This is a genomic window from Acidovorax sp. JMULE5 (assembly GCF_013376875.1).
In the GTDB taxonomy this organism is placed as follows: Bacteria; Pseudomonadota; Gammaproteobacteria; order Burkholderiales; family Burkholderiaceae_C; genus Acidovorax; species Acidovorax facilis.
On the sequence record NZ_CP035951.1, the window covers coordinates 1,295,627 to 1,308,605 of the forward strand.

11 protein-coding genes, 1 tRNA gene and 1 pseudogene are annotated in these 12,979 nt (G+C 61.9%); 2 read left to right on the top strand and 11 right to left on the bottom strand.

All coding sequences use genetic code 11. The annotated features are described in order from the left end of the window. Positions 1–367: 367 nt before the first annotated feature. Positions 368–1,333, top strand: a pseudogene (locus EXV95_RS05865) (IS481 family transposase); the annotation flags it as partial. A 1,239-nt stretch (positions 1,334–2,572) separates the two neighbouring features. Here the strand turns inward: EXV95_RS05865 and EXV95_RS05870 are convergent. The 5 genes from EXV95_RS05870 to tolB form a co-directional block, all read right to left on the bottom strand. Then, positions 2,573–2,648: transfer RNA gene (locus tag EXV95_RS05870), tRNA-Lys, on the bottom strand. A gap of 44 nt (positions 2,649–2,692) precedes the next feature. Beyond that, entirely contained in the window at positions 2,693–3,514 is an 822-nt protein-coding gene (locus tag EXV95_RS05875) for a ThiF family adenylyltransferase (protein WP_176886153.1), read from the bottom strand. Next, entirely contained in the window at positions 3,514–4,305 is a 792-nt protein-coding gene (gene ybgF, locus EXV95_RS05880; protein WP_176886154.1) for a tol-pal system protein YbgF, read from the bottom strand. Before ybgF ends, EXV95_RS05875 begins: the two co-directional genes overlap by 1 nt. Continuing rightward, the gene (pal, locus tag EXV95_RS05885; RefSeq protein ID WP_176886155.1) at positions 4,305–4,844 is read right to left on the bottom strand and encodes a peptidoglycan-associated lipoprotein Pal; all 540 of its coding nucleotides are present in this window, start codon (positions 4,842–4,844) and stop codon (positions 4,305–4,307) included. The genes ybgF and pal overlap by 1 nt, the downstream gene beginning before the upstream one ends. Before the next feature lie 44 nt (positions 4,845–4,888). Beyond that, positions 4,889–6,208, bottom strand: coding sequence for a Tol-Pal system beta propeller repeat protein TolB (gene tolB / locus EXV95_RS05890; protein WP_176886156.1), 1,320 nt, complete (start codon positions 6,206–6,208; stop codon positions 4,889–4,891). Positions 6,209–6,395: 187 nt separating this feature from the next. Between tolB and msbA the strand changes: the two genes are divergently transcribed. After that, the gene (msbA, locus tag EXV95_RS05895; protein ID WP_176886157.1) at positions 6,396–8,201 is read left to right on the top strand and encodes a lipid A export permease/ATP-binding protein MsbA; all 1,806 of its coding nucleotides are present in this window, start codon (positions 6,396–6,398) and stop codon (positions 8,199–8,201) included. Between the two features lie 54 nt (positions 8,202–8,255). Here the strand turns inward: msbA and EXV95_RS05900 are convergent, their stop codons facing one another. The 6 genes from EXV95_RS05900 to mltG form a co-directional block, all read right to left on the bottom strand. Next, on the bottom strand, positions 8,256–8,930 hold the full coding sequence (locus EXV95_RS05900; protein ID WP_176886158.1) for an ankyrin repeat domain-containing protein: 675 nt from the start codon (positions 8,928–8,930) through the stop codon (positions 8,256–8,258). Then, positions 8,927–9,733 carry a TatD family hydrolase gene (locus EXV95_RS05905; protein ID WP_176886159.1) on the bottom strand — a complete coding sequence of 269 codons (807 nt, stop codon included), beginning with the start codon at positions 9,731–9,733 and terminating at the stop codon, positions 8,927–8,929. The genes EXV95_RS05900 and EXV95_RS05905 overlap by 4 nt, the downstream gene beginning before the upstream one ends. A gap of 154 nt (positions 9,734–9,887) precedes the next feature. After that, positions 9,888–10,247 carry a PilZ domain-containing protein gene (locus EXV95_RS05910; RefSeq protein WP_010465538.1) on the bottom strand — a complete coding sequence of 120 codons (360 nt, stop codon included), beginning with the start codon at positions 10,245–10,247 and terminating at the stop codon, positions 9,888–9,890. A gap of 17 nt (positions 10,248–10,264) precedes the next feature. Next, positions 10,265–11,275, bottom strand: coding sequence for a DNA polymerase III subunit delta' (locus tag EXV95_RS05915; protein WP_176886160.1), 1,011 nt, complete (start codon positions 11,273–11,275; stop codon positions 10,265–10,267). Further along, positions 11,272–11,949 (bottom strand): dTMP kinase, encoded by a 678-nt coding sequence (gene tmk, locus EXV95_RS05920; protein ID WP_176886161.1) that lies wholly within the window; start codon positions 11,947–11,949, stop codon positions 11,272–11,274. Before tmk ends, EXV95_RS05915 begins: the two co-directional genes overlap by 4 nt. 20 nt (positions 11,950–11,969) lie before the next feature. Further along, positions 11,970–12,956 carry an endolytic transglycosylase MltG gene (gene mltG / locus EXV95_RS05925; RefSeq protein ID WP_370460198.1) on the bottom strand — a complete coding sequence of 329 codons (987 nt, stop codon included), beginning with the start codon at positions 12,954–12,956 and terminating at the stop codon, positions 11,970–11,972. Positions 12,957–12,979 lie beyond the last annotated feature (23 nt).

A 12,979-nucleotide genomic window follows, 5' to 3' on the forward strand; every position in this document is an offset into this window, starting at 1 on the left:
TGCATTGCAATATCATTGCCATGCAAAATTTATCATACGGTGTGCAATACTAACAACAGTAAACAATTGAAACCATGTGGCAAAAAATCCACAAAATTATATATAGGAGCGCGATGCAACCCGCCCCCGAAAATCGCGCGAGCAAAAAAGCAATCGCCGTCAAATCACGTCACCCCATTCGGCTAAAAAACGGGCCGCGAAGCCGCACCGCGCCTTGAGCAACAGAGTGTCGGCAGGGTCGGCAGAAACGGGCTATCTGTCGCATCCCGGACGATTGCATAGACTCCAAACGCTATCCACTCTTCATGGCGCGAGCGGTTCTAAAGGAGTTGATAGAGTCCTTGCAATCCACCCAGGGAGTGAAGCCATGTTGATAGCCCTGCACAAGAACGCCCGCACCACGCCCGCCGTGCGTGCCGAGATCGCAGCCAGCGATGAACCAGCCAGCGTCCTGGCCCAGCGCTTTGGGATCACTGAGCAGACGGTCTACAAGTGGAAGAAGCGTTCCGTCTTTGCAGACCGCTCTCACACTGCCCACCACCTGCAGACCGTGCTTACGCCAGCACAAGAAACAGTGGTGGTTCACTTGCGGCGTACCTTGCTGCTGCCTTTGGATGACCTGCTGGCCGTGACACGGGAGTTCATCTGTCCCCATGTCTCGCGCTCCGGGCTGGACAGGTGCTTGCGCCGCCATGGAGCGGGCAACCTCAATGCTCTAAAGCCCCAGCAGCCTGCGCTGGCCTACAAGACCTTCAAGAGCTACGAGCCAGGCTACGTGCACATGGACGTGAAGTACCTGCCCCAGATGCAGGATGAGAGCAGCCGGCGCTACCTGTTCGTGGCTATCGATAGGGCCACGCGTTGGGTGTTTGTGCAGCTCAAGTCCAACAAGACCGCCGCCAGTGCACAGGCCTTCCTCAAGGCGTTGCACAAGGCCTGTCCGATCAGGATCAACAAGCTGTTGACCGACAACGGCAAAGAGTTCACGGACCGTCTGTTTGCCAGCCGGGAACGCGAACCCAGCGGCAACCATGAATTCGATCAACTGTGCCAGGAGTTAGGCATCGAGCACCGACTGACCAAGCCCAGAACACCCAGAACCAACGGCATGGTGGAGCGATTTAACGGCCGCATTGCGGACGTTCTGAAGACCCACCGATTCAACAGCCGCGAAGACATGGAGCAGACCTTGTTGCGCTATGTGGCGTTGTACAACCACCAGCTACCGCAGTCAGCGCTCAAGAGCAGTACGCCGATGCAGGCGATGAAAGAGTGGTACCAGACCCACCCGCACCTGTTTCTCAAGCGACCATATGATCGTCCGGGATGCGACAGCTATCTCCAGATGGGTTTGAGCCGATATTTACCAGCCAAATTGAGTACGAACAAGCTGGGCACTGACATTTATCGGTTGGGTTCTAACAGAAGGAACGCGGCAAACGTTTTTCACACCTGGGGCAATCCCTGTATTTCCAAGGATTGCCGCCCCTTTGAAAACCCAGCCGGCTTGTCGAAAAAAATTAATGTAAGAGTCACTATCCGGGAAACGCCGAGGATCCTTGGGGTTCGCATCAGGCCAAAGACAGAATACAACGTCCGAACAACCTCTAAGTCGGACTTCTTTCAAAAAATCCTGCGGTGTCGTCTTGGACTCTTGAAGAGACGACACTCTTGCGTAGACACGTATTTGCCTGCCGCTGGAGAGCAATATGTCTCGATCACTTCTATTGAAGCACCCAGTCAGACAACGAAGGATAGAGGATTTTCTGGTGTTTGCATCACCAATGATTACGTATGCGTTCATATCTCACCCATGGGATCTTCTGGAGCTTTTCCGGCTGATACCGCAGAATACATTACATCGACGAATGTAAGGAAGCACGATGGTTTGGCCACGCAATCAATATTCGGGTCCCGATGGAGGCCAATACACAGGACCGGGCGGAGGCCTGTATACGGGACCAGGTGGAGGTGCATACACCGGTCCGGGCGGTGGCATGTATAGCGGCCCTGGGGGGGGCATGTACACAGGCCCCGGTGGCGGGCTCTACACAGGTCCCGGCGGCGGGATGTATAGCGGCCCAGGTGGAGGCTTTTACACGGGTCCCGGTGGTGGGTTGTATTCAGGACCAGGCGGTGGGCTGTACTCAGGACCCGGCGGAGGTATGTATAGCGGTCCCGGGAAGCCATACATGAGCAACATCCCGCCCTGGGAAGTGTTCGTTCGTCACTTAGAGAAAAACGGATACAAGTCTCAGGCTGCAGCAATTCGATCCCACTTGCGGTAACGCTTTGCCAAATTTTTCGACCCATGCGATCCAAATGGTGGTTTGTGGACACCAGTGGACGGGGCGATCGATGGCACTTTCCACCAATGTTGAGTTGGCACAGGTCCCCAGCTACCCCACCAAAGGCACGGGTTGGAAGAAAGGTGTCGCCTAGTGCGGATTTGCTGCAGTTTGCGGAACAGCTGCAGCAATTGCGGAACAGATGCGCCGTGCAGCTCAACACATTGCTACAAAAGATGCAGCAAAGAAAAAAGGCTCTGTATTGCTACAGAGCCTTATGTTCTTGGTAGGACGTACAAGATTCGAACTTGTGACCAACGGATTAAAAGTCCGCTGCTCTACCAACTGAGCTAACGTCCCAACCGGTTGCAACCAATCATGACTGACTGCTGCAAAGCCTCGGATTATAGCGTCGTTTTTTCAGTATTTTTGGAAGTTGCGGCAAGTTTGTCCAATACCCACCCTGCAGCGCACTGACCAAAGGTCGCCGTCACCGCAACGACCGAACCGTATCCATGGCAGTTCAGAGAACCATCGCCATCCACATTGCAGGACGGATCGGGAGGCGCCACGGCTTCTCTGCTGAAGACGCAGGTCACTCCGATTTTTTTTCCATCACGGGCTGCCCGATGGTGCTTGCGCAAGCGATAGCGCAGTTGCGCCAGCAGAGGATCGTGGGTCGTCAAAGCGAGATCGTCCACATCCACTTTGTGCGCATGGCGCTTACCGCCAGCCGCCCCGACCGTGATATGCAGAGCCTTCTGGGCCTGAGCCCAGGCCGCGATGGTCGTTTTGGCTTGCACCTGATCGCACGCATCAATCACCGCATCAACGGACTCAGGAAGCAAACCAGGCCAATTGTCGGCATCCACGAATTCCTCCACGCAGTGGACGCTGCATTGAGGGTGTATTTGCGCAATCCGATCGCGCATTGCAAGAACCTTGGCCTGGCCGACGGTATCGGTAAGTGCATGGATTTGGCGATTGATGTTCGACTCGGACACATGGTCGAGGTCAATCAACGTGATCTGCCCTACCCCACTGCGTGCCAAGGCTTCAGCGGCCCACGAGCCCACCCCCCCAACCCCCACCACCACCACATGCGCCCGGCGGATACGCCGAGCGCCTTGTACGCCGTACAGCCGTTCCAGTCCGCCAAAGCGACGCTCCAGCGCTGCATCTTCAACACCCCCTGCCGGGGCTTGCAAAGGCGCTTCGCCGACCATTACTTCAATCGGGAAAGGCGCTCTTTCGCCGCCACAGCCGCCTCGGACTGCGGGTAGGCGCGCACAAGGTCTTCCAGGGTCTTGCGGGCAGTTCGTGTGTCTTTGAGTTCAATCTGGCAATTGGCGATGGACAAAGCCGCCTCTGGTGCCCGCGCATGAGCCGGGGCATCAGACAGCATCAGCTTGAAATTACCAATGGCTTCCTTGTAGTCCCGGGTAGCGTATTGAGCATTCCCAAGCCAGAAACGCGCAGACGGGACAAAACCGCTGCGCGGATACTGCCGCACAAAGGCTGCAAATGCTGCTCCAGCTTCTGGAAACTTGCCTGAGCGAAACACGGCCAGTGCGGCTTCAAAGTCCTTTTTCTCAGCAGGATCTGCCTGGAACTCCTGGCCGTCCAAGGTCACCTTCACAGGTTCAAACTGACGCAGGCGCTCGTCTACCCCCTGGGCGATGTCTTTCTGGCGCCGCTGCAGGTCAGCAGCATCGCGCAACAGCTGTTCGTTCTGACCGCGAAGTGTGGACTGCTCCGTGCGCAGCGTGTCAATCTGACCTTGCAGATCCAGCAGACTGCGCCGCAGCTGGGCGTTCTCTTCACTGAGCCTGCGCACTTCCTCTGCGGACCGTTGCTGAGACAGCTGCATGCCATCCACGCGCTGCCGCATTTCGAGAATGGCGCGGCGAGCTTCGCCATCCTCAAAAATTGCGGCGTGGCCCGTGGGCAGCAAGGCCACGGACAGCATCACTGCCGCCACCGCCTTGAGCGGGTAGGACAAAGAAATCGTGCGCATCAACGATAAGACAGTTCAGCCCGGCGATTTTGGGCGTGCGCGTCTTCAGAATTGCCTTGGGCTGCTGGTTTTTCTTTGCCAAAGCTCACGGCTTCCATCTGGCTGTCCTGCACGCCGAGCAGAGCCAGCGAACGGCGCACTGCCTCGGCGCGCTTCTGGCCGAGCGCCAGGTTGTACTCACGACCACCTCGGTCGTCCGTGTGTCCTTCAATCATCAGCTTGCGATTGGTGCCGGCCTTGATGAAACGAGAGTGCGCCTCAATCAGCGACTGAAATTCGGGCTTGATCACGTAGCTGTCGTAATCAAAATAAACGATACGGCTCACGCCCACTGGGCCTGCAGCATCGCGGCCCGACTGGCCGAGGTCCACACCAGCAACACCGCTCTGCGCGGTATTGCCAGAGTTGGCACCACTATTGCCACCCATGGTAGACGTGGCGTTCTTGTCTTCGACAGGCACATCGTCCAGCTTCACGCCAGAGCTGCACCCGGCAACGAGGGCGACAACGGTAAGGGCAAGGGTAAAACGTTTGATCATCCAAAATTCTCCTGAAAACTTGATACTTGAAAGTGCTGATAAGTTCATTGCTTTTGAAACGGGCCCCAATCGGGCTCACGGATATCGCCCGCCTGCCCCGCGAGCCGGGCCTTGATCTTGCCGTCCAGCGTGGTGGTCATGAGCGCTTCACGCCCTTGCTGCTGGGTGGCATAAACGATAAGGCGGCTATTGGGGGCAAAGCTGGGGTTCTCATCTGCCGTTGTGTCGGTGACCGCATTCACAGTGCCCGAGGACAGGTCCATCACGTGCAGTTTGAAAGCCCCACCGACACGGGAGATGTAGGCCAGCCAGCGGCCATCGGGGCTGACGCTGGGGGAGATGTTGTAGCTGCCGGTAAACGTCACACGTTCCGCGTTGCCGCCAGATGTGGAGACCTTGTAGATCTGCGGCGCGCCGCCACGGTCGCTGACAAAGTAAATGCTGCGGCCGTCACCGGAGAACATGGGCTCCGTGTCGATGCCAGCGCTTTGCATGAGGCGGCGCGGCTCGCCACCGTTGGCGTCAATGGTGTAGAGCTGAGATCCCCCGTCACGGCTGAGCGTCACGGCGAGGGATCGACCATCCGGAGCCCAGGCAGGGGCACTGTTGGACCCCCGGAAATTGGCAATCAAGCGCCTGCGGCCGGAGGCCACATCATGCACATAGACCACCGGTTTGCGCGATTCAAACGACACATAGGCCAGTTGCCCCCCGCTGGGCGACCATGCAGGGGAGATGATGGGCTCCGGGCTCGACAGTGCCGATTGGGCATTCTCTCCGTCAGCGTCTGCCACCCACAGGCTGTACCGGGAGCCTGTCTTGGTGACATAGGCGATACGCGTCGAGAAAATGCCGCGCTCGCCCGTCAGCTTTTCATAGATGAAATCCGCAATGCGGTGCGACACCAGGCGCAGATCGCCTTGGGTGACCACAAAGCTCTGGCCACCAAGGTCCTGCCCCTTCACCACATCCCAAAGGCGAAAGCGCACATCGAAACGCCCATCTGCCAGGCGCGTCACACTGCCAGTAGCCAGGGAGTCCGCACTCTTCTGGCGCCACAGTGCGACATCCGGGCGCGCGGTTTCGTCCAGCACCGCGCCGGAGGCGTCTACCGCGCGGAACTGTCCACTGCGCTCCAGGTCGGCCTGGACGATGGCCGATATTTTCTGGGGAGACTGCGCCTCGCCCCGGAACGGCGCAATTGCGATGGGCAACTGGGTCAAACCAACACCCGTGACCTCAACGCGAAATTGCGCGAGGGCGGGCAGTGCGGGGGTCGAGATCAGCGCAGCCAGCATGTGGCGGCGCAAGGGATGCGGCAAGGCCGCAGGGGATGGGTGTGTTGGGATTCGATCTGTGGTCATTGGCATCCAGCGGTGGCCGAACAAATGCCGAAAGGCAAACCCGAATGTTACACACTGCGGGGAAACCCCTGTGACAAAACGTGCGACCTCCAAACCTATTCGCACCGATTTCTTGCAGCCCACAACCTGCTGCGCAGAAAAATCTCACCGGCACCTTGACCGCCCACAACCGTAGAATCCGGGCCACATGCAAGCCACAGATACGGGCGCCGCGCCTCCCAACACTCCCTCCCCGCCCGCTGCAAGCCTGGCCACACGCCTGCGCCGACTGTCTGTCTACTTTGGCAACCAGCGAATGGCCTGGAGCCTTGCCGTTGTTGCCACCCTCGTGGGCGCGATCACCGAGCCTTTGATTCCCGCATTGCTGCAGCCCCTGCTGGACCGGGGCTTCACGCAAGGCACCCTCCAGCTGTGGATGGTGCCACTGGCCATCCTGGGCGTGTTTTTTGTGCGTGGCGTTGCCCAGTTCGTCGGACAGTACGCACTGGCACGCATTGCCAACGAAGGCATGCTGACGCTGCGCCAGTCGCTGTTTGACAGGGTGCTCGCTGCCGAGATGGGTCTGTTCTCGCGCCAATCGGCCAGCACGCTGTCCAACACCGTGGTGTACGAGGTGCAAACCGGCGCAACCCTGCTCGTGCAGGCACTGCTAGGGGTGTCGCGCGACGGATTCACACTGGTGGCGCTGCTGGTGTACCTGCTGTACCTCAACTGGCAGCTCACGCTGATCGTCGCCGTGGTCGTGCCGGGCGTGGCCTGGATCATGAAGACCCTGTCCCGGCGCCTTTACCACCTGACCAAAAGCAGCCAGCAGGCCACCGACGAACTCGCCTACGTGGTGGAAGAAAACGTGCTGGCCCACCGCATGGTCCGGCTGCATGGCGCGCAGCCTGGCCAGGCCGGGCGCTTCGCCGCCTTGAGCCAAAGCCTGCGGCGCCTGGCGATCAAGTCCACCATCGCCTCCGCAGCCATGACGCCGCTGACGCAGCTACTCGCCGCTGCTGCGCTCTCCGTGGTGATCTGCATTGCCCTGTGGCAGAGCCGTGGCACCGTGGATGCCAAGGATGTCACCGTCGGCGGCTTCGTGTCATTCATCACAGCCATGCTGATGCTCATCGCCCCCATACGCCGCCTTGCCGATGTCGCCAGCCCGATCACGCGGGGTGTTGCCGCCCTGGAGCGGGGGCTGGCACTGCTGGGAGACACCGGAGCCGAAGCGGGCGGCCAGTTCCGCAAGGACCGCGCCCAGGGGGCGCTGGAACTCAAGCAGGTCACGGTGTCGTTTGGCCCTGACCACGCCCCTGCACTGGACCACATCAGCTTGCGCGTGGAGCCTGGCGAAATCGTCGCCCTGGTCGGCCCCTCCGGGGCAGGCAAGACTACGCTGGTCAACCTGTTGCCACGGTTTGTGACGCCCGCTTCGGGTGAAATCCTGGTCGATGGGAACCCGTTGCCAGAGTGGGACCTCAGATCGCTGCGCTCGCAATTCGCCATGGTGAGCCAGGACGTGGTGATGTTCAACGACACCATCGCTGCCAACGTAGCCTTGGGCCACGCGGTGGATGAGGCGCGCGTGCAGGCGTGCCTGGCAGCAGCCAACCTGGCCGAACATGTGGCAGCACTCCCCCGGGGCATGCACACGGTGGTGGGTCACAACGCCACGCAGTTGTCGGGGGGGCAGCGCCAGCGGCTGGCAATTGCGCGGGCGCTGTACAAGGACGCCCCCATCCTGATCCTCGACGAAGCCACCTCGGCGCTGGACACCGAATCCGAACGGCTGGTACAGGACGCCCTGCAGCGCCTGATGCAGGGACGTACCACCCTGGTCATTGCGCACCGCCTGTCCACCATCGAGCATGCCAACCGGGTCATCGTCATGGAGCGTGGGCGCATTGCCGAACAAGGCACCCACGCTGAGCTGATGGCGATGGGCGGACTGTACGCACGCCTGCAGGCCCGGCCTGCCTCGGGCGAAACCGCCGCATTGCACTGAACACGCTATTGCGCGCTAACCGGCGCGCGACAACGGCCGATCCCAGCGCTACATCTACCACCGGCCCCGGTTGGGCTGGCGCTTGCGGATGGCTGCGGCGATTTTGTCGGCGGATTCGGTACGACTCACCCGCAAGGCAAAGTCGGCAGCCGTGAGCCCCAGCTGGTTCTTGAGCGTGGGGTCCGCGCCCTCATCCAGCAGCAGCTGAACGGCCTCGTTGGAACCGTATTGCGCCGCCATCATGAGGGGCGTGGTGCCGTTGGGTGATGAGGCATCGATGTAGGCATGGTTTTCCAGCAGCAACGCGATGATGGCTACATGCTGGCGCGAACCTGCAGAGGCCGCATAGTGCAAGGGCGCCCAGCCTGTCTTGTTCACATCCGCATCGCGTGCCAGCAGCGCCTTGACGGCTTCCAGATTGCCCTTGAGGGCCGCCATCATCAAGGGACTTTCGTCCTGCGCATTGCGGGCTTCCACGTTCACCTGGCTGGATGCCAGCAAGGCTGCAAACGCTTTGGACGACCCATTCTGTAAAGCGATGGTCAGGCCCACCTGCCCTTTCGGGTCGCGCGTATTGGGATCAAAACCCCTGCGCAACAGCGCCGCAATGGCAGCATCGTCATCACGCAGGATGGCGACAAAAAAATCCTCATAGGCTCCGGCCCAGATGCCGGGGGCGGCAAGCCCCAGCGCCAGGGTGGCCAGCGCATTGCGGCGATGGCAAATCATGCGGTCACTCCCTTGAACAGAATGCCGAAGTTGCGGCTGGTGGCGTCGGCCACTTCCTCCAGCGTCAGCCCCTTGGTCTCGGCCACCTGCCGGGCCACATAGGGCACATACGAGGGGTTGTTGGTCTTGCCGCGATACGGCACGGGCGCCAGATAGGGGCTGTCGGTTTCGATCAACGTGCGGTCCAGCGGCACAAAGGCCACCACGTCGCGCAGCTCCTGGGCGCTCTTGAAGGTGACGATGCCCGAGAAAGAAATGTAGTAGCCCAGATCCAGCGCCGCACGCGCCACCTGCATCGATTCGGTAAAGCAGTGAAAAACGCCGCCGGCCCGGTTGCCGGGGCCATCCTCCCCTTCCTCGCGCAGGATGGCGAGGGTGTCGTCCGACGCGCTGCGCGTATGGATGACCAAGGGCTTTTCGCACACCCGGGCCGCGCGAATGTGGTTGCGAAAACGGTCGCGCTGCCACTCCAGATCGGCGATGCTGCGCCCGCCCTTGCGGTCTTCCATGCCGTAGTAGTCGAGCCCCGTTTCGCCAATGGCCACTACGCGCGGCAGGGCAGCACGGTCCAGCAGGTCCTGCACCGTTGGCTCGGCAATGCCTTCGTTGTCGGGGTGTACCCCCACCGTGCTCCAGAAGTTGTCGTGCGCCATGGCCAGGGCATGTACCCCGTCGAATTCTTCCAGCGTGGTGCAGATGCAAAGAGCCCGGGTGACCTGTGCCTCGGCCATGGCCTGGCGGATGGCGGGCAGCTGGCTCACCAGTTCCGGAAAATTGAGATGGCAGTGCGAATCAGTGAACATGCGGTTTCAAATTAATCGTTTCTTGGGCGCAACGCGGGCCGTCAAAGGCGGCGCAGCGCTCTGGAGTAAAGATACGCCATCCGCTCCCTCGTCGTGGGCGCCCATAAAAAATGCCGACCAGCCTACGCAGGTCGGCACGGTGGCGGCGCCAAACTCAGATGGTCTGGGTGGGCCGGTCGGACCCCAGGGATGTGCCCAGCAGCTCCTCGATCTTGGCCTTGAGCTGGCGCGACTTTTCGTCCTTGGGAAACTGAATGCCCACGCCCTGGGTGCGGTTGCCCGCAGCCCGTGCTGGCGTGACCCATGCCACGCGCCCCGCCACCGGATAGCGCTGCGTGTCGTCCGGCAGCGTGAGCAGCACATAGACATCATCGCCCAGCTTGTAGTCCCGCTGGGTGGGGACAAAAATGCCCCCTTCGGCAAAAAAGGGAATGTAGGCCGCGTACAGGGCCCCCTTTTCCTTGATGGCCAGCTGCATGACGCTGGGGCGGGGGGCGGTGGATGGACTGCTCATGGATGGATGGGTGCGGCTCAGTGCTTGGAGTGTAGGGTGTTTCGCGCCTGGGCGACAAGCGCCTCCAGCATGAGGCCAGCATTGAAAGGATGGTCCGCCGTGCGTGCAGCCTTGGCCAGTGCGCGCGACCAGCGGGTCAGAGCACCCAACGGCGGCACCGCCTTGGGCAGGTCTGCGGGCGCAAAGTAGCGCGGCGCGCCGCCTACGCTGGCCGCCAGCAGGTCATGGCAGAGTTTTTGCAGTGCGTCGATCACCTGCGCGGGCGACCAGTCTCCCAAGGCAGTCACATCGCCCTTGGCCACCGCCTGCGGCAAGGCCGACCAGGCTTGTGGACTGCGGCCCGAGCGCGCCAGTGCCAACGCATCGTCAGGCCGCCCGCCTGCGGCCCGCAAAAACGACACAGCGGCATCCGCAGCGATGCCCTGCCCTTGCAGCCATTGCAGCATCTGGTCCTGTGCGGGCCAGACCATGGTGTGGCCCAGGCAGCGGCTGCGGATGGTGGGCAGCAATTGGTGCGCCGCCTCGCTGGCGAGTACAAAGCGCACGTCACCCGGCGGCTCCTCCAGGGTCTTGAGCAAGGCATTGGCCGTGATGTGGTTCATCTGCTCGGCCGGGTACACCAGCACCGCCTTGCCTTTGCCGCGCGCCGAGGTGCGCTGCGAGAACTCCACCGCATCGCGCATGGCTTCCACGCGGATCTCGCGGCTGGGCTTGCGCTTCTTGTCGTCGATGTCCGCCTGGGCCTTTTCCGACAAGGGCCAGCCCAGCGCCATCATCTGCACCTCGGGCATCAGCACACACAGATCGGCGTGGGTGCGCACGTCGATGGCGTGGCAACTGCTGCATTGGCCGCACGCGCCCTGCTCTGTGGGCGCATCGCACAACCAGGCCCGCACCAGCTCCATACCCAGGGCGTACTGGCCCAGGCCCGACGGCCCCTGCAACAACCACGCGTGGCCGCGCTGGGCCAGCAGGCTGGTGCGCTGCGCGGCAATCCACGGCGCCAATGCCACTGTGGCCTCGCTCATTGCGCCCCCCCCTGGGACGCCACCATGATCGCCAGCCACCCCTTGCGCACAAACACGCTGGTGAGCTGCTGCCACACGCGGTGGCGATCCTGCGCTGCATCCAGGCGCGCAAAGCGCTGCGGCGCTGCAGCGGCGCGGTCGGCATAGCCCTGGGCCACGCGGCGGAAGAACTCGACGGGCTGGGCCTCAAAGCGGTCGGGCACACGCGCACCGGCCAGGCGTTCTGCAGCCACTTCCGGCGACAGGTCAAACCACACCGTCAGATCGGGTTCACGCATCAAATCTGCCTCTTGCGCAAGTCCAGTCTGCGCAAGACGCTCCAATATTGATAGCACATCAAGATCAAAGCCGCGCCCCGCGCCCTGGTAGGCAAAGGTGGCATCGGTGAAGCGGTCGCACAGCACCACGTCGCCCCGCGCCAGGGCGGGCTCGATCACATTGCGCAGGTGATCCCGGCGGGCCGCAAAGATCAGTAGGGACTCGGTGAGCGCATCCATCGGGTCGTTGAGGACCATCTCGCGCAGTTTTTCGGCCAGCGGCGTGCCGCCTGGCTCGCGGCTGACGGTGACAGCACGGCCCTGTGCCCGAAAGGCAGTGGCCAGCCCCTCGATGTGCGAGGACTTGCCCGCACCGTCGATGCCTTCAAAGGTGATGAACAGACCGGGTCGTGACATGAAAACCTTGGTGGAAGAATCTACTGCTGGCCGCGCTGGTAGCGGTTGACGGCACGGTTGTGCTCCTCCAGCGACGTGCTGAAGTGGCTGGCGCCATCGCCCTTGGCCACAAAGTACAGGGCGCGCGTGGCGTCCGGCTGCACGGCGGCCAGCAGCGACGCCTTGCCGGGCATGGCAATGGGAGTGGGCGGCAGGCCTGCGCGGGTGTAGGTGTTCCAGGGCGTGTCCGTCTGCAGGTCGCGGCGGCGCAGGTTGCCATCAAACTTCTCGCCCAGGCCGTAGATCACCGTGGGGTCGGTCTGCAGCAGCATGCCCACGCGCAGCCGGTTGGCAAACACGCCCGCAATCTGGCCCCGGTCGCTGGCCCTGCCCGTTTCCTTCTCCACGATGCTGGCCAGAATCAGGGCATCTTCGGCCGACTTGAGGGGTGTGTCCGCCGCGCGCTGCGCCCAGGCGGCTTCGAGGCGGCGGTCCATGGCATGCATCGCCCGGCGCAACACAGCGATGTCGCTGGAGCCTTTGGCGTAGGTGTAGGTGTCCGGAAAGAAGCGCCCCTCGGGTGGCACGCCGGGGCGGCCCAGCTGGGCCATCAGCGCTTCGTCAGTCAGCGTGGCGACATCGCGCTTAAGCTGATCCTCCTTGGCCAGCGCCTGGCGCACCTGGCGCCAGTTCCAGCCCTCGACCAGGGTGATGGCGCGCAGGCTCTCTTCGCCGCGCACCAGCTTTTGCAGCAGGCTGCGGGGCGTGGTGCCGGGGGGGATTTCATAGTTGCCGGCCTTGATGGCGCGGTCCTGGCCCGAGAAGCGGAACCAGGCGTAGAGCATGCGGGCATCCACACGCGCGCCTGCAGCCACCACATCACGTGCGACGCCCCGGGGTGTGGTGCCGGGCTCGATGGCCAGCTCCAGAGGCTCGCTGCCGGTCACCAGCGGCTGGTGCAGCCACCAAAAAGCCGCACCACCGGATGCGATCAAAACCAACGCAATCAAAGCCAGTAAACGTCGCACAACCCTGCCGTCTGTGTGTATGA

What these genes read in the sequence shown, in the direction of transcription:
- EXV95_RS05875 (WP_176886153.1), bottom strand. Translation starts at nt 3,514, where the DNA reads ATGGTCGGCGAAGCGCCTTTGCAAGCCCCGGCAGGGGGTGTTGAAGAT.
- ybgF (WP_176886154.1), bottom strand. Translation starts at nt 4,305, where the DNA reads ATGCGCACGATTTCTTTGTCCTACCCGCTCAAGGCGGTGGCGGCAGTG.
- pal (WP_176886155.1), bottom strand. Translation starts at nt 4,844, where the DNA reads ATGATCAAACGTTTTACCCTTGCCCTTACCGTTGTCGCCCTCGTTGCC.
- tolB (WP_176886156.1), bottom strand. Translation starts at nt 6,208, where the DNA reads ATGACCACAGATCGAATCCCAACACACCCATCCCCTGCGGCCTTGCCG.
- msbA (WP_176886157.1), top strand. Translation starts at nt 6,396, where the DNA reads ATGCAAGCCACAGATACGGGCGCCGCGCCTCCCAACACTCCCTCCCCG.
- EXV95_RS05900 (WP_176886158.1), bottom strand. Translation starts at nt 8,930, where the DNA reads ATGATTTGCCATCGCCGCAATGCGCTGGCCACCCTGGCGCTGGGGCTT.
- EXV95_RS05905 (WP_176886159.1), bottom strand. Translation starts at nt 9,733, where the DNA reads ATGTTCACTGATTCGCACTGCCATCTCAATTTTCCGGAACTGGTGAGC.
- EXV95_RS05910 (WP_010465538.1), bottom strand. Translation starts at nt 10,247, where the DNA reads ATGAGCAGTCCATCCACCGCCCCCCGCCCCAGCGTCATGCAGCTGGCC.
- EXV95_RS05915 (WP_176886160.1), bottom strand. Translation starts at nt 11,275, where the DNA reads ATGAGCGAGGCCACAGTGGCATTGGCGCCGTGGATTGCCGCGCAGCGC.
- tmk (WP_176886161.1), bottom strand. Translation starts at nt 11,949, where the DNA reads ATGTCACGACCCGGTCTGTTCATCACCTTTGAAGGCATCGACGGTGCG.